This is a genomic window from Acetobacter sp. DmW_043 (assembly GCF_002153485.1).
GTDB lineage: Bacteria > Pseudomonadota > Alphaproteobacteria > Acetobacterales > Acetobacteraceae > Acetobacter > Acetobacter thailandicus.
The window spans coordinates 1-20,859 of sequence record NZ_JOMN01000007.1 but is presented as its reverse complement, the minus strand read 5'-3'; the positions used below and the strand labels follow the sequence as shown (position 1 = coordinate 20,859).

Here is a 20,859-nt window from a genome sequence, read left to right as displayed (position 1 = left end):
TAACCCCAAAAATCAGGGGAGATATTTCTCCACAGACCATGGCTGTGGAGAAATAATCAGCTCAGACCAGTTTCAGGCCTGCTGCTTCTGCATGTAAATGACTTTCAAAAATATGATGAATGTGATTTGTCACTTTCTCTGACAAATCACATTCACTTACTTTTTTCAAAATATTATTATCAAGAGTCAGCAGAATATTAAGCGGCTCTATACTTACAGAATCATTGATAACATTAAGCAAGCAAACGCGGTAATTACCACTGAAGTGCTGAGATAAACCCGTTTTAAAAGATATCTCTACAGAAAATCCTGCGCAGAGCGGTGAATCTGAAAACAGTCCGCCTACATCACTTCTGGGACTACGCTCCGTTCCAACAAAGAACATGCTTTCACTGTCTTCCGAAATGCAGGCCAGAAAAATCTGACCAGCAGCACGGGTATTATGCTGGAACGCCCATCCCTTCAGAATGAAATTATTTTTTGTAATTTCAGGAGCCGGACTACCGATAAGAGACGTGCATTCATCAATATAGTACTCGATGCCATTTGCACGGGTAATTTCAAGAGGACGCCTGTGATTCAGGTGCTTGAGCTTGATGCCTCTCAGCAGACTATCCTGATGAGAAATACGCTGGAAGTCAGCAATGACACGTTCAACAGATGACGGGCTCTGGATGATACGATTAATTTTTGCACCTTCAACTTCAATCTGGAAAGCTGTCAGAGCAAAGCTGCCGCGGCCATTAATTACGTTCACCAGACCAATACGGAACGTACCTTCACACCACTTTCCACGCAGAGCCACCTGACCTGCAAAACCTGAACGACGAGGGGCATCAGGATAAATTGTCAGTACGTCAGGGCGTGACTCTCTGACACAGGGAATGAAAATAACAGGCTGATCTTCGCTGCCGATCAGAACGGTATACAGTGTACCGGTCGTCGTAACACGCGGGACCATATGCCAGCCACGAATATGAAATTCATAAGCCTTATCAAAGTCAGAAAGTTCACTCTCAGCAAAAACATGATGGCAGATATCATCAATATAATATTCTGCATCCTGAATAGCGAACCAATCTGTTACAACTTCAGGCAACTCTACACTCAGATCACGCATTGTTGGCGGATCAAAGATATGACGAGGCGGAGCCTGCTTACGCCAGATCTCATGAGGCAGTAAATGAACCTGCCCTGCATCAATCTGCATTTCAGAGAAGCCAAGACGCTGAACCGGAGCAACATCCTGATAAATTTTATAAAGCTCACGACCATATTTTTCTGCATCAGGCCACAGCGCAGGCGTAATATTGCTCATAATCTTCTGGCGAAGTGTCTCAGATGCACGCAGAAGCTCAAGGCGGGCCAGAACAACGGAAGGACTATTAACAGGCACTTTAAAACCGTTTACGCCATTTTCAACACGATCATGAAGCGCACCGATATCGGTCACGATAGGGATAAGACCATTCTGCCATGCTTCTGACAGCGAAATGCAATAAGTCTCAGGCCATATACTCAGGTTAAGCGCAACATCCGCCACTTTCAGGGCATCTGTGCTACCCATCGAATACTGGCCGTGCACTGTAACATTCGGCGCCATCATACTATTCAGAACCTGCTGATATTCAGGATGAACAGCACCAAAAATATGAAAATGGAAATGATCCGGGTGAGCCAGTGCGATCAGATTAAGGATCGTATCGGCGCCTTTTGTGCGTAAAAAATTACCAACAATAGCGACACCCAGTTTACCATTCACAAGAGGGGCATAACTCTTGCGCGTTACAGGCAGTGTGCTCTGTGGTGAAGGGATACCCAGAATGGCGCATTTTTTTTCTTTAACAATCGGATAAACTTCACTGACCAGATTGTAAGAATGCTCAGTTCCGAACAGCAGCAAATCAACAGAATGCAGCATAGTCGCGACAAAGGCACGTCGGGTCTGCTCGCCGCCATACTCAATATTCGACGAATTTTTAAGAATATTATCGTAAGCAACAACCGATTTTGTAAGCTCTTCATCATAAATGAAGCTCTGGTCGAGCAAATTATAACGCGACGAAATCAGCCAGAAATCATGAGCAGAGAAAACAACGCCGGCACCACAGGCTTTTGCAATAATGGGCAGCGACAGAGCATGGTGACCAAGATGCTGAAAATGCACAACGTCAAAATTATAATGACTGATAACATTAGAAAAAGCTGCTTCCTCAGGGGCATCGCACATGGCGTCTGTCCAGCCGACCTCAGGCACATCAAAGCGCTCAACCTCTTCACCACTGGACGTCAGAAGGCGACAGCATCCGTCACGTCTGAGCCAGTAATAAAAATCAACCTCACGCCCAAGCAAAGTGCACAATGTTTCCTGGTATACTTCCACACCGCCCCAGGCTGCCTCATATTTAGTCGAATGAGTGCACATCAGCACACGAAGAGGACGAATTTTCTTCGCTTCAATAACAGCAGCTGCCGGACGCTTATATAAATTAGCGCCGGTTACATCCATAATTTTATTGATACGGTTTTCATAAAGATGCTTTTCCATAACAGATTTTTTAGCAGCCTGAGCCGCTCTGTTACGTAACGTGCTGTTATTAAGGAAACCATCAATCGCCGCAATGACACCACCAGTATGACGCGCCAGGGCAATACCTTTAACGTCGTCAAAATATTTACTATCCATTGCTTCAGGCGCTTCAATAACCTGAGCGGTACCAGCTAAAGCAAGTTCGTAAAATCTTGGCCCGGGAGCGGTCGCCTGGCTGGTGTCACCATGACTGGCATAATCACGGAACATAGTCAGCGTCACAGCACTGACATTGGCAAAATCGACAAAAGCCTCGTGACTGACAGAACGCTGAATAGCAAGCTCTGCAAGGTCGGATGACAAAGGTGGCAGGTACTCATTGCCTGGGCAAATCAGCTTCAGGCGTGCATCAGGGAATGCTGCGATAATATGACGCAGAGTTTTAACGCGGTTTGGCCACATCGTCCCCGCAAAGAAAATATCATACTCAAGCTCATCAGCTTTTTTAATCTTACGATCATGCAGCGAGCGTGAAGCAGCCAGCGGTAAATAATGTCCTTTACTCCCGTAAGCCTCAGCACAGGACGGATCATTTGTGAAAATATAATCAAACAAGCCCGCATTTGCGACATTGAAGTCCTTCATAAAAGGATCTTCAAACGTCCACAAAATCATAGTCTTAAAGGCAGGCCGAACACGTTGCAAAAGGGCCATATTGATACGCTGCCCGTCAATACAGAGCAGTGTATCATGCTCACCTGCCGCAGCCAGTGCGCCGAGGTTATGATTATCGGCAACCACGACGTGCTCTTTACCCAGCAGCTCGACTGCTGCCCGCTGCACAGCAAGGGTCAGATAAGCATTCGGATTGTTTGTATAGTTCGTATTATAAATAACGGCCATCTGTCCCTCTTGACCCCTGCTCACGCTTTTTTACTGTCACTCACCGCGCTACGATCATTGCCGGTTACTTCACAGTAAAAAAACATATTTACACACCATGATGTCTTACAAACGTAGTCACATCATTATTATTTTCTCAATAGCGTTAATATAGGCCTGCGGCTGATTTTCCCGGGCGATACGCTCAAGCGCATTATGCTGTATTTCTCCCCACAGATCTGACGTTGTATAAAGCTTTACAATAGCCTCTGCAAACGAAGACGCATTCATATGATCACAGGCCAGCATATCAGTGCCATCCTGCCAGCCAACCTGCTCACGCAAAATATCTGACGCAACAATTGGCAGGCCATGAGCTGCTGCCTCATGAATTTTATAGGGTATACCACCTGCAAAACGTGTTGGTGCAACAAAAACACGATGTGCATTATAAACTGGTGCGAGTGCATCAACCCGACCAAGCACCCTTACGCGCGGATGGGGTAATAACGCAGCAAGATCAATATCTGCGCCACAAAAACCACAAACATCAAATGTCACATCATCAGGCAACCTGCCATCAAGCAAAGGCAGAACCTGCGTTACAAACCAGATAAGCGAATCTAAATTCGGAGAATCTTTGTCGTGTACAGCACCTACAAACAAAAGGTTCTTCCGCGCATCATAGCCAGGAGCAGAACGATCAGGAGACTGCAGATGCCCCAGAACGGTGACATCCTGCATCCCCAGCCTGCGCAGGGTCGCCGCATCGCGTTCATTCACCGCAACAAACTTCTGCGCAACACCTGCAGAACGAAACTCCTGCCTCAGCATTTCATCCAGGCTATGCTGTGCCTGCTCACCACGCAGAGCCGCCTTTTGCTGTTCACGCCCCGCGGCAACAGCTTCTGTGTCGAGAATAACCTTACAGCCCGGCATAACACCGGCAACATCAGCCAGAACCGGTGCAACACGCTCCGCATTATGAGTACGCGCAACCCATATGGCATCATAATAACCAGGACGACTTTTCAGAAAATCTGTAAGATCATCTATCCCTTTATTCCACATAATTTCTGCACGATCCGGGAACCCGGAATAGACATCATCTCCCTCACCGGTATTTCGAAATACCGGATACACAGTAACATGACATCCCAGACAATTCGTTAATACCGTAATAATGTCATTTGAACGGGTAAAACCCGAACCCAGGTGCCGGAAAGGCAAATAATCTTCAATAAACAACACACGCTTAAGCGAAGGATATGCTGAGCGCGCATAAAGAAGCTGCCCGTCATGCCGCGGCAGACGCTGCTCTATATAATCGCTGTTTTTTTCGATAAAACGCTGCTGATTAATGAGCATGAGCTGGTTGCTGCCACTGGACCCCGACGTACCATACTCATAATGTATAACGGTAACGCCCGGGTCATATACGACATCAAAACCCATTTTATTAATACGAACACACAGATCCGTATCTTCAAAATAAGCCGGTGCATAATCAGCATCAAACCCACCCAGCTCTTTAAGAATATTCGTACGTACGAGCAGGAAAGCGCCTGAGCAAAAATCAACAGAACGAACATAATTCGCCTCAGGAACATCAGGCAGCTGATCGCGAAGATAACCCGATGCCGCACCTCTTTGCCAGATGATACACCCGGCCTCCTGTAACAGACCGTTCGTGCGAATAATCTTTGCACCAACCGCACCAGCCTCAGGCTCTTTTACAAATCGGGCCAGCGCTGTTTCCAGCGCTAAAGGCATCAGCTCCAGATCATTATTGAGGTATAGCACATAGTCTGCTTTAACCTTCTCCAGCGCTGCGTTACAGCCTGCCAGAAAACCAACATTACCTACAGTTCTGATAATATCCAGCCCATTTACATAGCGCTCGATATGCTTGACCTCATCAGAGGAGCCAGAATCAACCAGGATAACCTGAATGCGCCCATCATAATTATCACGTAGTGACGCAAGCGTTGTCATAGTCATGGCGAAATTATTATAAGCCACGACAATAACGCTGACCTCAGGATTTTCACATGAAAAATCAATTTTTGAGCGCAAAAGTAACGGAAGCCGCAGGCGGCTCATACGCTGATACACGTCTTTAGAAATACTCTCTATTTCTTCTTCAGTGTAACCTGACTGATCAATAATACCATTGTTCATTACATAATAAACAAAAAAACTAGACTTCGCATATTTAGCGACTTCAGTCTTAACTTTGGTATTTTCTGCATAAACCCGCAACGACAACTCAGGCTCAGGCTGGCGCAGTTCATATTGCCCATATTTGGCAAAATGCTCGTAGCCGTTCCTGAAACCGCCATTTTGCACTGCACCGGCAATATCAACGTAGCAGCTCAGATAAAAATCTTCAGAAAAATACTGATTGGGATTATATTTCAAAGGGGTATCATTAGTAAGATAATGATGTAGAGGCCCCTGCCATAACGCCCCGTCTTCGCAGACATCCGGATATGTTTTTACATACCAGTCCGGGTCAAAATACCAGGACATACGCTTCTGATACACGGTCGGCTCGGGCACAGACCGCAAAAGCGCAATATATGGCCCCTCTTCAATATTAATTTTAAAATCAGGATTTTCTGAAATAAACAATGACGGATCAAAAAAAACAGAAGGAGAATTAAGCTGACGGCTCCCCTGATTTAAATAATGATCATAGCCATTACGAATATTATTCTCTCTCAATGTTTCGGGCGAAACATCGAGGTAGAGACGACGATAATACTCTTCATCAAACAACCAGTGCGGGCTGTGTGAAAGATTTCCCACCCGGACATAATGATCAAAACCTGAATGATACTCACCTGAAGCAACCAGCTCACGCACATCAGAATAACGTTGCAGATACCAGGATTCATCAAAAAATGGATTGGGAGAGTGCTTCAGGTCTCTCCCTTTTGTTTTATAAAACTCTTCGATCTCGCCATCCTGAGATAACTCGAAAAAAGACAATACTGAGTGGTACTGTTTCTTATACCACTCACCATCAAAAGCGGCCCAGTCTATTTTACGCTTTAGCTTTAATAATGACATTTCAAAATCCGAACTTTATAACCCGACACATCGAAAATACTACAAAAAAGCAACCAGTTACAAACGACAAAAGATATGACGGATTTTAAGTTACGAACCCTCTGACCGCCTTCATCAGAGCACTATCAGCTTCAGATCCTCAAGAATTTTCACAACCTCACGAATACGATTACCATAAGTATGCTGTTCCAGAGTTCTCTTCTGCGCCAGTTTTGTCGCCTGCAAGCGTTTTTCCGGTGCGGCAAGATACTCACTGATCAGACGATCAAAATCCCGCTTATTCGAGAAAGACGGAATTTCACTGGCCGGGTAATACCGGCGAAGCTCATATGTATCTTCATGAAAAATCTGAAACGCACCAGCTGCGGCTGCCTCAAACGTACGGGGGCCCGGCGTTGAGGGAGAAATCATGAAGCGTTTATTTTCAAAGTGCAGCGAACGCCCAAGATTAAGCACTATCCGCGAATGCTGATAAAGCTCAACCAGCTGTTTTTTATCAATACGATCATCAGAGAAGCCAATACCGAACTCATTCCAGCCTGGTCCGATGATACGAATATTCAGACGGCGCAGAGACGGGAGAAGATTACGGACAATATCTTTACGGCTGGTAAAAGCGACACCACAGAAAAGAACATCAATGTGACGCTGCTCTTCACTTACAACTGGTGCATAATGCAGCTTGCGGCTTGCGGCGAGCGGCAGATGAAAAACCCGGTCACGCTGATAAAAATTATGCCCCCAGCGGTCACAGGAGAAAATAACATCAAAATCGTCAGCTACGCGATAATTAGCGTCCTGCTCGTAGGGATCTTCTGTCGCCCAGAAAACAGTCGTCGCACCGATTTTTTTGGCCTCACGACATACTTCACCAAAATAAGTACTTTCAGGCAGGTATGACCCAATAGCAAAAACAATCGTAGGCTTAAGAAATGCAATAGACTCAGCTGCACCACTAATATGAACAGCCGTCACATTTTCTTCACCAAAACACTCAACCCATCCGTCCATAATAGACTCACGAATTTGAGCATTTGCCTGAGACTCATACCGTCCGCCACTACACACCAGAACGCGCTGATTGTTCCATACCTGCGCTACAGTTGCGTTTTCCTCTTGAGAAGCTGCCATAAAAGTATCCGTGCGTTAAAACCGTCCAGCCAGATTAATCTAACCGCTAACAATATGACAGGCACAGTCGCATGTCATATACAGGCTGTAAAGGACTTCTTCCCTTAGAAAAACAGCAAACAACGCAGCGAAGAAAAAATTAAAAATAAATTTTACTAAATAATTATAAAAACTTTAAATTTTTATATAAATCCAAAAACTGGCCTGTTAAAAAACCGACCAGCTCACCGTGCAGTTTCAATCAGCCAATAGTTCAGATTTACTCTTTTTTGCCAGCCCGCCCCCTGACGCTACACTCCATATAAAATATGCAACCGCAGTCAGTACCGGACCAATAAACAACCCTTTAATACCCCAGGTTTCAAGCCCTCCCAGAATACCCATCAGCACCCATACAAATGGCAGGCGCACAGAGCCCCCTATCAGGACAGGCCGGACAAAATGATCCCCCATAAAAAGAATAAAAGAGCCATACACAGCAACACAAATTGCCGAAATCATGCTCCCCTTTACAGCAATCAGCAGACAGCACACCAGCAAAGCAACTGACCCGACAATAGGTATCATTGAAGCCAGAGCGGTAAAAACTCCGAGCAGTACCGGCTGAGGTGCTCCCGCAACAAAATATGCGACACTTATAAGTGCCCCTTCGCCAAGACCAACAAGCACAAGACCTGCCATAGTACCGCGCACAGCACTGACAATATAATAACAGACCATTCTGGCACGCACACCAAAAAGCCGCACGCCAAGCCGCTCACACCGCACAGCGACTTCATCGCCTGAACGAAGAAAGAAAAACTGAATAAGCAGGGCAAAACCCATGATAACGAGTATACTGACGAAACTATGCCCAAGTGACGCGGCTGGTTTCATCAGCTGATCGAATTTCAGGTGACCAAAAAGGTTACGCAGCTCTTCAGGTGATGCAAGATTTTGCTGCCACCACCCATGAGCAGCAGCAGCCCCCCAGGGCAAACGCTCCACCCAGACAGGCTCCGGCAATCCGTTCTGGATAATGTCTTTAACCCAGGCAATACCCTTACCTGCCTCGTCTGTTAAAACGGAGACAAGCAGAATCATGGGCACGACAAAAATAAGCACGACACCAACGACACATGCAGCAGCCACGGCTGAACGACCATGGGAGGATGGCCACCGGCGCATAAGCCGCGATGCAACCGGCCAGCAAATGATGGCCAGTATCCCGCCCCACAATAATGACAGACAAAAACGCCCAAACGTGTAAAGCGTCAGCGCCGCAACAATAAAAGCCAGTACCCCCTGCATACGCAGATGAAAGCCTTTGACCTCATAGTTATGCCGCGAGGGAATATCACGGATTTTCACCTTACCCTCTTCACGCCCCTCATCAGCTTCGTCATTTTTAAAAATTAATAATAAAAAATCAGTCATCGCCGTTTTTATTTTTTTAAAAGACAAAAATATCTCCTGTTTAATGAGCTTAATTTTGAAAAAAATATTAAAAATTTTATTATTATTAACACGTCTATTTCTCATCATACATATTTTTCTACATTATAAACCTGCCTCGCAATAAGAACCTCATCTCACTGAAATTCATCAGAAAAAATTTTATTGCGAATAATTCTCATTCGTGTATAAAAAAATAAGCTTCTTCAGGAATCGGAACGATCACAATGATCATCTGCTCTTGCAACTCTCTTACGCACAAAGATGTCGAGCATGCTGTTGAATATGGTGCGACACATCCGCGCGATATCTATGCTGCCAGAGGCTGCAAAGCCAAATGCGGCAACTGCGTGCCTGGTGTCGTATGCATGCTGCGTGAGGCTCTTGTAAAAAAAAGCCAGACACCAACATTGTTTTCGCATCTGAGCAACTGTGCTGAAACACCGGCAACAGCACTTACGGCCTGATACTTTCCTCTCAGCACTGTAATTCTGTTATTTGCCGGATTCATTACTTTCTGGCAAAGTCGTGTCATGACAAATATTACTGTTTTTGGGGCCGGTGCGTGGGGATGCGCTCTTGCTCTGCATATTCATAAAACCGGCGCAAATGTAAGATTATGGGCACGCAACCCGTCTGCCCGCCTGCCTTCGGGAGCCATGCCGCGACTACGTGACCACCCCTTGCCAGCAGACATCACAGTCTCTGACACATTCCCTGTCACAACCGACCTGAGCGTTGTTGTTATCCCCGTTCAGCACCTTGCATCTGTTTTGCCACATCTGCCTCAGGCACCTGTCCTGCTATGCTGCAAAGGCATTGAGCAAACCACTCTGGACTTTCCACTTGAAATTCTGGCGCGGGTCAGACCAGACCTGAAAGGTGCCTTTCTTTCAGGGCCAAACTTTGCTCATGAAATTGCCGCAGGCCTGCCCGCCGCAGCTGTTATTGCTGCTACTCAGCATGAAACAGCACAACATATTGCCGAACTGATTTCATCACCCTTGTTTCGGCTATACACCAGCACTGACTGCACAGGGGTACAACTGGGCGGAGCAGCTAAAAACGTAATTGCTATTGCAGCAGGTGCCACCATGGGAGCTGGCCTGGGGGAAAATGCCCGGGCAGCTCTGATTACCAGGGGGCTCGCCGAAACCGGACGCCTGGCGACAGCACTTGGTGGACAGCCGGCCACCTTATCAGGTCTGGCTGGTATCGGAGACCTGCTCCTCACCTGCACAAGTCCAGCCTCACGAAATTACCGGATGGGTCTGGCTCTTGGACAGGGAAGCAGGAAAGAGGAAGCTCTTACCACACTTCCTGGCGTTGCCGAGGGTGTGACTACAGCCAGCGCTCTTCTCAGCATTGCCCGACGCCATAATGTGCATGTGCCCATTACTGAAACTATTGCGAGCTTCCTTTCGGGTAGCCTTACACTGGCGCAGGCACAGGATAAATTACTCAGCCGCCCACCCGGCTTTGAGTAAGATTTTTAATAACAATTTTATGTTTTTTTAAATAAAATAGAAAACACCTCTTTATTTTAAGTCCTGTTATTCACACATTATTATATGCGTCACGAATGATTTTCAGTGCATCAACATAGTACAGTAAGGATCAGGATTCATGACTAAAGCATCTTCAGAAGCTAAATCAGCTCACGTTAAAGAATATCTTGGCACCCCGACAGATCTGCCAGCTAAGGCTGTTAAAGAAGTTGGTATCGGCCTGGGAGACCTGCTGGCTGACACATTTGCACTTTATATTAAGACGAAAAATTTTCACTGGCACATGAGTGGCCGTCAGTTTCGTGACTACCACCTCCTGCTCGATGAACAGAGCGACCAGATATTCGCAATGACGGATCCTCTGGCTGAACGCGCCCGCAAAATCGGAGAAACAACTCTGCACTCAATCGGCGAGATCAGCCGCCGTACAAAAATTGCAGATAATGATGCCCTCTACGTTACGCCTGAAGATATGCTGGCTGAGCTGCGCGAAGACAATCTGGCACTCACCACACATATGAGAAAAGTGCATGCACTGTGTGATGAAGCCGGCGATATTGCATCAGCCAGCCTGCTTGAAAACTGGATTGATGAGACAGAACGCCGCACGTGGTTTCTTTTTGAGGCAACCCGTCCTGCGTTCGGAAAAAATAGCTGATACTTAATCAGCACATTACCTCACTGATAGCGGCCAGTTAATTTCTGGCTGCTATCAGCGTATTATGACCCGATATTCCTCTTATAACAAAAAACTCAGGCCTTAATTAAGCTTCCTGTCATCAGGACGTCCTTCAACCCTGAGGCCATGATGGATTTGCAGGCCGCGTACCAGCTTCTCCGAATCATTCGGCGTTAAAACCAGCCCGACAGGCCCGTAAGCAGGGTGCTGAAATGCAAGGACTGATCCACCGGTTACTACTTCCGGCTGCAGTGCCCAGCGTGTTCTCGAAACAGCAGAAAAACGTGCCCCTTCAATGGGTGGTACGGCTTTATCCTTAAGCATCGTTTCACGTACGCGGCCAAGCACCTGAAGCAATGATGTTACCTGTTCAGCAGACAGCGCAACTTTAACTGCCTCTACAGACTCATCATCAGAGGAGAGAGTCATCACCACGGATTCAAGATCATCCGCCAACGTCAGATCTACTTTTGACACCATAGCTTTTCTCCGCATAAAAAACATTCATACCAGAGCATGAATACCTGCAACAGTTTCCCTTACCTGATGCGTTTATCTCACATATATAAGGCGGCTCAACAGAAGCCTCCACCCCAGACCCACCATTCAGGCCGATTTCGGGAAAGCGAATAAGCAGCCTGCCGGGCGGTTGCGTCATCTGGGAAAATAGCAAAGCATGTTGCCCCGGACCCGCTCATACGCACCAGTAAATTGTCCGGGATATCAGCCAGCACATTAAGGACATCTCTGACAGGCGGGCAAACAAGGCATGCTGCGTCCTGCAGGCTGTTACTCTGAAGCGACAAAAAACCAGCCAGAGACTGCGCATCAGGCCAGGCATCAGGCAGATCTGCCCGGGGCACAAAATGACCATCGCGACGGCGGAAGATCTCAGGGGTTGAAACCGCGACACCACAATTGACCAGTAATATACCACAGGAAGGAGGCAGGGCGGGTGCATCCGAGAGTTTCTCACCGATGCCTTCCATCCGGGCAGCCCGACTATCAAGACACACCGGAACATCTGCCCCGAGTTTTTCAGCCATCAGTGACAATGCCTCACTATCAGGCTCAACCTGCCAGGCACGACTGAGCAGACGAAGTGCTGCAGCTGCATCTGCTGACCCCCCACCGATACCAGAGGCAACCGGCAGCTCTTTTCGCAGCACAAGCCGTCCCCCAGGCACTTTGGCAGCTCCACCTGCAGCGGCCTGTACCATGGCTGCAGCTTTCATCACAAGATTATTCTGTCCGGCAGCATCCTGTCCCAGCGGGGCGCCAAATCGTCCGGTCAGTTCCAGGCGTAGTTCTTCATCGCCAGGTTCATAAAACAGTTCATCGCAGGCTTCTGCAAAAACAGCCAGGCTATCAAGCAGGTGATAGCCATCTGCTCTTTTACCCGTCACATGCAGATACAGGTTAATTTTTGCACGAGCAGACTCTGAAAAAATCTGCGAAGAAACATTTTCTGTTTTTTCAGACATTCTAACTTATATTTCTCTTTTATTTTCCTGCAGGCAGCCCTGATAGCGACACAGAAGCCTGTTTATCAGGCAGATTGCCAGCCCGGGCAAGAGCACCCCTGATCAGCTTTTCATCCCGCGGCTCAGGCTTCAGTTCAAGAGCAAGATTCCAGTGGTCAACAGCTTCTCTGTGACGTCCCATACGCCAGTAAACCTCACCCAGATGATAATTCACCTCCGGGTCTTCAGGTGTCTGCGCGACAGCCCTCTCCAGTAATTGTGTACCTTCCTTCAGGTCCCCACGCTCAACCATAACCCAGCCGAGACTATCACGAATAGCCGCATCATCCGGGTCAAGTTCAACAGCTTTTCGCAGCAGGCGCTCAGCCTCAGCAAGGTCTTCATGCTGTTCGGTCATAGAGTAACCAAGAAAATTAAGCAGCAAAGGATTATCAGGCTGCAAGGCTAATGCTTCTTTCAGATCGGCTTTAGCCTTTGGCCAGTTCCCAAGCTCATAAGACGTAACTGCCCGCAGAAATAATAACGACCAGTACTCCTTCTTCACCCCGCGCAGCGGTGCTCCTGCCCTGGATAAATTAACCGCCTTATCATAAGCAGCAAACGCACCCTGCCAGTTTTTACGGGAAGCTTCCGTGTTCCCCAGCTCACTTACAGGCAGCACCAGCTCAGGGTTATCTTTAACCAGCGCGAGCAACTTATCTCTGGCTTCATCAAGATGATCTGATTCATTATCAATAAGAGCCAGTTTAAACGCCGCAACGGGCATCAGCGGGCTCCCTGTTGGCATGCGCAAGAGCGTAGCACGGGCAGCCTGTGGATGCCCTTCATCCTGCTGCACTTCCGCCATCATCAGCAGGGCCTCAGACATATGCGGGTCAAGCTCAAGTGCAAAACTGAGCATGAGCCGCGTCGCCTCATTTAAACGAAAACGGGCCTGTCTGGCGGCCTGTGGGCTCATAGCCTCCTGCTCAGCATTACGCAGCTGCTGCTGAAAAAGAAACGCTGTCAGCACATAAGCCCGGGCAAGCCCCTGCAATGACGTATCAACCGGAAACTTACTGACTTCAGCCTGAAACTGCTTTCCTGCCAGAGCGAGAACCGGATCAGCATCAATCATACGACGCAAAAGTTCTCGTGCTTTATCACGCTGACCATTCTGCCAGCACCAGGCGGCATAGGAGCGGGCAAGCAAAAGATCCTCACCCGGCATTGCATGCTGCGCCTGAGCAAAAAGACGGCCAGCTTCAGCACTGTCACCCGATAGCTGAGCAATTAATGCCGCATGCAACGTGTAGAAAGGAGAAAGCACGCTCCCCTGTATGCGGGATAATGCATCAAGGGCAGCATGCGTTTTATGCTCGGCCTGATCACACCAGGCCAGCAGCAGAGGCAGAACCAGATGAGCCATCGGGTCCTGACTGCCCTGCTGATAATAACGGGCAGCAGCCTGCCAGTCTCCCTTAAGGGCAGCGTGATTACCGAGAACAAAGGAGGAAAGAATTTCCTTCCCCGCAAACTGCTCTTCTCTGCGGGCCAGCTCAACAGCTTCAGGACTACCTGCCAGGACACTCAGAACAAAAGCCTGGGTAGCCATGTCACGGTTAGCCGGGTCAGCCTGTGAGGCCGCACGCAGTGCACGGGCAGCTTCAGAATCATCCCCGCGACTCCTTGCGGCAATTCCGGCCAGAAAAGCGCCCGAATCGACCTTCTGGTTTGCGGCAGTTATTTTTTTACCCTGTGTCTGTGCCAGTTCTGGCACTGATGCTGCACGCGCAAACGGATCTGCAGCTACATTAACAGAAAAAAACAGCACAAAAGCTGTAGGCAAATAGCGACAAAGTACCATAATAACCCAGGTCTCAGGAGCAACAGAAAGGGAAAAACTAATATGAACCCCTCCTGCCTTTCTACTCCGCCTGAAGCTAATAGCCAAACTCTCTTCTTTTCAGGTAATGGTGATATGACACATTCTCCCCTTTCTCTTCTTCGTCTTTACGAAGAATGGGGAGTCGATACCGCGATAGGTGACAGTGCAACTGATCAGAGAGAGAGCACTTTCACACCGGTTCCTGTCACCCTGCGCCATACAGATACAGCTACCGCAGCACCACAAACGAGACAGCAGGCCGCTGCAACGCTGCCAGCAGCACAAAGAGCCCGGAATCCGGTTACTCAGCACGCTTCTATGCCAGGCGAAAGCGTTGAAGCCGCGAGAAAGGTCGCCAGACAGGCAACCTCCGTTGCAGAGCTGAAAACTGTTATGGAGCAGTTTCATGGCTTCTCGCTCTATAAAACAGCGATTCACACCTTATTTGCGCAAGGCCCGCGTCACGCTCCGCTTATGATTATCGGTGATGCTCCTGATGCTGATGAAGACCGTAGTGGCAATGTCTTCTCAGGCTTATGTGGCTCTTTGCTTGATCAGATGCTTAACGCGGCAGGAATCGACAAAAAAACCCTCCTCCTTGCAACTGCTCTGCCGTGGAGACCACCAGGCGGACGCCCTCCCTCAGAGATCGAGATTCAGACCTGCCGCCCCTTCCTCGAACAGACCATCAGGCTCTTTGCGCCTCAGAGGCTGTTGTTATGCGGCAGTATGCCCTCCCGGGTGCTGACAGGGTCAGCTAAGCTCCCTGCCGCACATACATGGCACGACCTCACCCTTGAAGAGTACCCTGAGCCACTCCCCATGATGAGCATACGCCACCCCCTTCAGCTTCGCGCCAGCGCGGCTGCACGCAAAGACATATGGGCAACTCTGCTTCTTGTTGCACAAACGCTACAGCAAAAAAACTAAAAACACCGGGAAATTCATGTCATACAACACGCATTCATTACTATTTATTTAATATAAAAATTTCATTTTTTCATACAGTTAAAAAGAAAATTATCGTCATTTTATAAAATTAGCGAAGCGTGTAACACACCCTGTTTATAACTCAGCGAAGGCACTTCCCGGCACTGCAAGGTTGCTTTTTCACGCAGAAACCCCTAGATCCCGCCAGCCATGCGAGCGATAGGACAAATCTCTAATCATATCGCAGCGACAGCCATTCTGGCTGGAGCAGCTTTATGGGCAGGGGCCAGCGTTACAACAACGAAGGCTCATGCCGCACCGCCTGAACCAGGACAGGACGCGCACAGCAATGAGCTGGCGATGGTCATGCCCAGGCAGGCTTTCAATGGTAGCGATGATCTCCCGCTTCCTAAACCTCTTTCCTCTGAAGCAAGCCTTCAGATCCGCTCTATTTTTCGCCTGCAGCGACAGGGCGCCTTTAGCGAGGCAATCAGCAGCAGCACACATCTGACAGATACCCTCCTTCTGGCAGACATTGAGGCGGACCGTTACCTTAACCCGGCTTACCACCCCAGCGTGGCAGAGCTTCGACTCTGGCTAAAACAATACAGCACACACGCTGATGCCTCAGCGATATGGGACAGGCTGGCTGCCATTACGCAGCAAAAAAGCCCTGCCCCGCTTCCCCCGTCAGGGAAAGTTCTGAGCTATGCCGGTATTCCGGCCAGTCATGTCGCTTATGATTTTACACGCAACCATCTGCTTGACCGTACACTGCGCGAACGAGCCGGATGGGGCATCAAAGGGGTACGCAGCGCGCTCAGGCTGATTGAAAAAACCCCGGGTATGACCCCCGCCTATGCCGCACAGCTCAAAGCTGAAGCCGCACAGGCAATGCTGGCAATGGGTAATACCGACGTCGCGCTCGAAATAGCACGCTCAGGGTTTGAGCAGACACACAATAAAAATGCCCTGGCTGGCTTTATTGCAGGCCTCGCTTTGTGGAAAAAAGACCTGCACGCTCAGGCCGTGCCTTTTTTCACCAAAGCGACATATGCAGAAAACGCAACACCAGCCATGCGTGCAGCCTGTGCTTTCTGGGCCTCACGGGCCTATAAAAAGCTGGGACAAACCCATAAATACCATTTATGGCTTCAGCATGCAGAAGGCTTCACCGACACCTTCTATGGCCTGCTGGCGTCACAGCAGCTCCATGCCTCAGGTGGCGGGCATGACAAAAATTATGTACATAAAGCCGAACTTACACGAGCACTTAAAGATTCTGCTCCTTCCACACCGGTGCTGACAGAGATTGACCTGGAAGCCGTTGGCGGGACTGAAATAGGTCGTCGCGTTTTTGCACTTCTGCAAACGGGAGAGCAGGAAAGAGCTGAGCGGACAATTCGTCGGGCATGGGCTGATTTTCGTGACGTTACCCTGGCCCGCTCTTTTCAGCTTGTGGCCGAAGCCGCCGGTTTGCACAATCTGGCAACCGAAATGGCCGAAGCTATCAATAACCGGGAAGCGCATACACAGCGAAACGACAATACGCCTCTGCCTGTGCTGAAACCCAGAAATGGTTTCACCATGGACCCTGCACTGGTTTATGCGCTGACACGACTTGAATCCAACTTCGACGCCAAAGCTGTCTCAGGCTCAGGGGCGCACGGGCTTATGCAGATTATGCCTTTAACTGCCGATTTTATCATAAGCCCTTCACCAGCGAATATCACCCACCGGTTTGAGCAGGCCGTCGACACCCTGCATGACCCAAGCCTGAACCTTGAAATCGGACAGCGGTATGTGCATTACTTGGCTGACCTGACCCAGCATACCACTCAGCAGCCAGGTCTGCAGGGGGGCGATATGATCCGCCTTCTGGCCAGCTACAATACCGGCCCGGCAGCACTGGCAAAATGGGAAAGAGACAGTGCCGTCAGCTCTGAAGATCCCTTCTTATATATGGAGCTGCTGCCCAACGCTGAAACGCGGGAATATGTGCACAGGGCGTTATCTTATTTATGGATTTATGCCAGCAAAATGAACCTGCCAAAGCCATCGTTACAGGCTCTGGCACATAATCAATGGCCCGACTTCGCTGAAGAAACAGCTCTGGCAAACAGAAAAATCACACTACACTAGAGCGTTCCTGTGCTGGCGCAGACCTCGCGCCAGCACTGTCAGATCAGTTTTCTGCCAGGCTCTGACGGCTGACTCTGACCCGGGCCACGCGGCGCCCCTCCATCTCAAGCACCTCAAATAACCAGCCCGAATAAATAACCTTATCGCCGGCAGCGGGCACACGACGCAGCAACGCCAGAAGAATACCACCCAGGGTATGATAACTGCCCTCATCAGGCAGATGGCGCAGGCCAAGACGATCTTTCACCTCATCTGCTGACTCTGTGCCGTCAAGCATCAGAACAGCATTCTGGCTGTCTGCCTGAGGGTTATGCACAGCAGGCTGTGTCTCGTGGTTTTTCTCACCTACAATCGCATCAAACAGGTCAGAGGCTGTCACCACCCCTTCAAACGAACCATACTCATCAAAAACGAAAGCTATACCCAGTGGGATGGCGCGCATACGCTCAAGCATATCGAAAGCTGATATACTGTCAGGCACAACAACCATTGGTCGCAGCCCGGCCTCAATCGACACCGGCATGCCGTCAAGTGTGCGGTCCAGCATATCTTTAGCCAGCACAACCCCCACGGGGTTATCAACCCCGCCCTCACATACAACAATACGGGCATAGGTTGTCTGACGCAGGACTTTAATAAGCGCATCACGCCCGGAATGACGGTCAATCCAGTACAGCTCGTTACGCGGCGTCATAATCGCTCTGACTGGCCGGTCGGCAAGTCTGAGCAGACGCTCAATCATCGTCCGTTCCTGATGTTCAAGAACTCCCGTCCGGGCTCCTTCTGCAATATAGGCTTTAAGCTCCTCCTCAGTCATAGTCTGAGTAACAGCATCTCCGGCGCCCATCATTTTGAGTACCAGGTTTGAAGACTGACGCAGAACCGCAACAACCGGCCGCGTCATATTAGCCAGAAGCTCAAGAGGAAAAGCCAGGCGGGCCGCCATCACCTCAGGCTCACGCAGAGCCAGCTGCTTAGGCACCAGCTCACCCAGCACCAGCATTAGACAGGTGATAATCATCACCACGAGCACCATTGACAGCTGAGCCGCAATGGGGCGGAGAACCGTCACCTGCTGCAACATCGGCGTAAGATATGCCTCGATACGCACACCACCAAAAGTACCTTCGAGAATAGAGACCAGCGTCATACCGATCTGCACAGTAGGAAGGAAAATCTGAGGATTTTCTGCCAGCTTCATAGCCCGTGCAGCACCACGCACACCGCGTTCACGCAATATGGCAAGCCTGGGCATTCTGACTGAAATAAGAGCCAGCTCACCCATAGCAAAGACTGCATTAAGAAAAACGAGAAGGAAGATAATAAGGACAGAAACCGTCATTGGAGAAAATCACCACCACAGGCAGAAAATAACATTTATAAAAACACAATAGTCAGAGACGCGTGCATAGCTGCATATCAGGGCAGCCTGCTTAGTTTAAAAAATAAACACCACATAAGCTGTAAAAAAAAGGACAGCCCATACTCTGAGCTGTCCTTTCTTCAGGCGTAGTTACTCAGGCAACACTCAGTCAGCCCCGGCAACCTCTGCCTCCAGTGGCATTGCTGCATCTTCAGCCTTTTTACGCACAACCTTCACACGTGGTGCGCGGGCAGGCTTGCGGGCCTCAATTTCAGCCATCTGCTCTTCAACCTGTTCAGAGTAGTTGTACTGAGCCGGGCGCTGGTTCGCCAGGGAGATCTCCGGCACCATTGGCTTTTCAGTCTCAGGCCCGAACAAAGCTACTTTGGCAATATGCCACGGACGCTGAACGGCATCGATCACAGCTGTTGATTCGTAACCTGAGTGCACCATGCAATCTGCGCATTTCTCATAGTTACCTGTGCCATAATCATCCCAGTTGGTATCTTCAACCAGCTCACGGAACGATTTTGCATAACCTTCACCCAGCAGGTAGCACGGACGCTGCCAGCCAAAGACATTACGCAGCGGCTTACCCCATGGCGTGCAGTGATACTGCTCGTTGCCAGCCAGGAAGTTCAGGAAGAGTGGTGACTGTGTGAAACGCCACTTTTTCTTCTTTCCAAGACGGAAAACGTCACGGAACAGCTGCTTGGTTTTCTGACGGTTAAGGAAGTGCTCCTGATCAGGTGCGCGTTCATACGCATAGCCCGGAGCAGTCATAATACCGTCCACACCCATCGCCATCACTTCATCAAAAAATGCGGCAAGACGCTCAGGTACGACACCATCGAACACAGTACAGTTAATAGAGACGCGGAACCCGCGTGCTTTCGCCTTCTTAATTGCTGCGACTGCACGTTCGTACACACCATCCTGGCAGACAGATGCGTCATGCATTGTCTTATCACCATCAAGATGCACGTCCCATGAGAAGAAAGGTGATGGTTCATACTCATCCATCTTCTTCTCAAGCAATAACGCATTTGTGCACAGATAAACGTATTTTTTACGCGCAATCAGGCCACGGATAATCTCGGGCATTTCTTTGTGCAGTAATGGCTCGCCACCTGCCACGGCAATAACCGGGGCGCCAGCCTCGGCATCTGCATCAAGACATTCCTGAACAGTCATACGCTGGTTAAGGATAGCCGCCGGGTAATCTATTTTACCACATCCCGCACACGCCAGATTACAGCGAAAAAGCGGCTCCAGCATCAGCACCAGCGGATAGCGCTTGCGCTTTTTGAGATGCTGCGTGACAACATACTTCCCGACCCTGACGGCCTGCATTATCGGTACGGCCATAAACCCCCGCTCCGGCGTTTTTTTACGCCTGCAATCATGAAACTGGATGAGACTGCCAGTCATTCCAGAAAAAAAAGAATGAAACTAACCTGACACCTGGTTTCTGTGCCCTGTAGCAAGTTTGTCAGATTTATTACAGGAATCCACACAGCGAAACCATAATTGCCCAGCCTATAAGATATCCGCTCTCAAGAGTCTAAAGCTTTTTCCAAAAAAGTGACAAATAAGCAACAGACGTCAATAAGTTTGTAACATACCCTTGCCTTAATCACAGAAACATTAAAACCAGAGCCTGCAAACCATGATACCCCAGGTGCGCTGATACTGCACTAAAAGTGAAAAAACACTCAATAAGAATGGGAAACATCACATGACCTCGCCGTTTCAGGAAAAAAACTCAAACTCCACCACTGTGCCGACGCACGGCCGTTTTCCTGTTCTGGACCGCGTGACATACCCGCAGGAT

At 49.0% G+C, this 20,859-nt stretch carries 14 protein-coding genes; 5 read left to right on the top strand and 9 right to left on the bottom strand.

Going from position 1 to position 20,859, the window contains the following annotated elements; translation table 11 throughout:
* Positions 1-61 precede the first annotated feature (61 nt).
* The 4 genes from HK11_RS01735 to HK11_RS01720 form a co-directional block, all read right to left on the bottom strand.
* On the bottom strand, positions 62-3,433 hold the full coding sequence (locus HK11_RS01735; RefSeq protein WP_086553627.1) for a glycosyltransferase: 3,372 nt from the start codon (positions 3,431-3,433) through the stop codon (positions 62-64).
* 117 nt (positions 3,434-3,550) lie between these two features.
* Entirely contained in the window at positions 3,551-6,487 is a 2,937-nt protein-coding gene (locus tag HK11_RS01730) for a glycosyltransferase (RefSeq protein WP_086553626.1), read from the bottom strand.
* Positions 6,488-6,601: 114 nt separating this feature from the next.
* Positions 6,602-7,618, bottom strand: coding sequence for a glycosyltransferase (locus HK11_RS01725; RefSeq protein WP_086553625.1), 1,017 nt, complete (start codon positions 7,616-7,618; stop codon positions 6,602-6,604).
* A gap of 237 nt (positions 7,619-7,855) precedes the next feature.
* Positions 7,856-9,061, bottom strand: a complete 1,206-nt coding sequence (locus HK11_RS01720; protein WP_233133251.1) for an AI-2E family transporter — start codon at positions 9,059-9,061, stop codon at positions 7,856-7,858.
* 218 nt (positions 9,062-9,279) lie between these two features.
* Between HK11_RS01720 and HK11_RS01715 the strand changes: the two genes are divergently transcribed.
* From HK11_RS01715 to HK11_RS01705, 3 genes are all read left to right on the top strand, one after another.
* Positions 9,280-9,519, top strand: a complete 240-nt coding sequence (locus tag HK11_RS01715; RefSeq protein WP_086553624.1) for a bacterioferritin-associated ferredoxin — start codon at positions 9,280-9,282, stop codon at positions 9,517-9,519.
* A 66-nt stretch (positions 9,520-9,585) separates the two neighbouring features.
* Entirely contained in the window at positions 9,586-10,539 is a 954-nt protein-coding gene (locus HK11_RS01710; protein WP_086553623.1) for an NAD(P)H-dependent glycerol-3-phosphate dehydrogenase, read from the top strand.
* Between the two features lie 139 nt (positions 10,540-10,678).
* The gene (locus tag HK11_RS01705) at positions 10,679-11,218 is read left to right on the top strand and encodes a Dps family protein (RefSeq protein WP_086553622.1); all 540 of its coding nucleotides are present in this window, start codon (positions 10,679-10,681) and stop codon (positions 11,216-11,218) included.
* A gap of 102 nt (positions 11,219-11,320) precedes the next feature.
* Here the strand turns inward: HK11_RS01705 and HK11_RS01700 are convergent, their stop codons facing one another.
* The 3 genes from HK11_RS01700 to HK11_RS01690 all read right to left on the bottom strand — a co-directional run bounded on the left by HK11_RS01700 (position 11,321) and on the right by HK11_RS01690 (position 14,569).
* On the bottom strand, positions 11,321-11,719 hold the full coding sequence (locus tag HK11_RS01700; RefSeq protein ID WP_198943206.1) for a hypothetical protein: 399 nt from the start codon (positions 11,717-11,719) through the stop codon (positions 11,321-11,323).
* A 95-nt stretch (positions 11,720-11,814) separates the two neighbouring features.
* Positions 11,815-12,723 carry a 4-(cytidine 5'-diphospho)-2-C-methyl-D-erythritol kinase gene (locus HK11_RS01695; RefSeq protein ID WP_086553620.1) on the bottom strand — a complete coding sequence of 303 codons (909 nt, stop codon included), beginning with the start codon at positions 12,721-12,723 and terminating at the stop codon, positions 11,815-11,817.
* A 19-nt stretch (positions 12,724-12,742) separates the two neighbouring features.
* Entirely contained in the window at positions 12,743-14,569 is a 1,827-nt protein-coding gene (locus HK11_RS01690) for a tetratricopeptide repeat protein (protein ID WP_086553619.1), read from the bottom strand.
* A gap of 114 nt (positions 14,570-14,683) precedes the next feature.
* Here HK11_RS01690 and HK11_RS01685 point away from each other — a divergent pair, with 114 nt between their 5' ends.
* Positions 14,684-15,520, top strand: coding sequence for a uracil-DNA glycosylase family protein (locus HK11_RS01685; RefSeq protein WP_086553706.1), 837 nt, complete (start codon positions 14,684-14,686; stop codon positions 15,518-15,520).
* A gap of 210 nt (positions 15,521-15,730) precedes the next feature.
* Positions 15,731-17,662, top strand: a complete 1,932-nt coding sequence (locus HK11_RS01680; protein ID WP_086553618.1) for a transglycosylase SLT domain-containing protein — start codon at positions 15,731-15,733, stop codon at positions 17,660-17,662.
* A gap of 43 nt (positions 17,663-17,705) precedes the next feature.
* Here the strand turns inward: HK11_RS01680 and HK11_RS01675 are convergent, their stop codons facing one another.
* The gene (locus tag HK11_RS01675) at positions 17,706-19,004 is read right to left on the bottom strand and encodes a hemolysin family protein (protein ID WP_086553617.1); all 1,299 of its coding nucleotides are present in this window, start codon (positions 19,002-19,004) and stop codon (positions 17,706-17,708) included.
* A 186-nt stretch (positions 19,005-19,190) separates the two neighbouring features.
* Positions 19,191-20,393 carry an adenosyl-hopene transferase HpnH gene (hpnH, locus tag HK11_RS01670; RefSeq protein WP_086553705.1) on the bottom strand — a complete coding sequence of 401 codons (1,203 nt, stop codon included), beginning with the start codon at positions 20,391-20,393 and terminating at the stop codon, positions 19,191-19,193.
* Positions 20,394-20,859: the final 466 nt, after the last annotated feature.

Bases quoted from the DNA above. Each gene is read 5' to 3' on its own strand.
- HK11_RS01735 (WP_086553627.1), bottom strand. From the start codon at position 3,433: ATGGCCGTTATTTATAATACGAACTATACAAACAATCCGAATGCTTAT.
- HK11_RS01730 (WP_086553626.1), bottom strand. From the start codon at position 6,487: ATGTCATTATTAAAGCTAAAGCGTAAAATAGACTGGGCCGCTTTTGAT.
- HK11_RS01725 (WP_086553625.1), bottom strand. From the start codon at position 7,618: ATGGCAGCTTCTCAAGAGGAAAACGCAACTGTAGCGCAGGTATGGAAC.
- HK11_RS01715 (WP_086553624.1), top strand. From the start codon at position 9,280: ATGATCATCTGCTCTTGCAACTCTCTTACGCACAAAGATGTCGAGCAT.
- HK11_RS01710 (WP_086553623.1), top strand. From the start codon at position 9,586: ATGACAAATATTACTGTTTTTGGGGCCGGTGCGTGGGGATGCGCTCTT.
- HK11_RS01705 (WP_086553622.1), top strand. From the start codon at position 10,679: ATGACTAAAGCATCTTCAGAAGCTAAATCAGCTCACGTTAAAGAATAT.
- HK11_RS01700 (WP_198943206.1), bottom strand. From the start codon at position 11,719: ATGGTGTCAAAAGTAGATCTGACGTTGGCGGATGATCTTGAATCCGTG.
- HK11_RS01695 (WP_086553620.1), bottom strand. From the start codon at position 12,723: ATGTCTGAAAAAACAGAAAATGTTTCTTCGCAGATTTTTTCAGAGTCT.
- HK11_RS01690 (WP_086553619.1), bottom strand. From the start codon at position 14,569: ATGGTACTTTGTCGCTATTTGCCTACAGCTTTTGTGCTGTTTTTTTCT.
- HK11_RS01685 (WP_086553706.1), top strand. From the start codon at position 14,684: ATGACACATTCTCCCCTTTCTCTTCTTCGTCTTTACGAAGAATGGGGA.
- HK11_RS01680 (WP_086553618.1), top strand. From the start codon at position 15,731: ATGCGAGCGATAGGACAAATCTCTAATCATATCGCAGCGACAGCCATT.
- HK11_RS01675 (WP_086553617.1), bottom strand. From the start codon at position 19,004: ATGACGGTTTCTGTCCTTATTATCTTCCTTCTCGTTTTTCTTAATGCA.
- hpnH (WP_086553705.1), bottom strand. From the start codon at position 20,393: ATGGCCGTACCGATAATGCAGGCCGTCAGGGTCGGGAAGTATGTTGTC.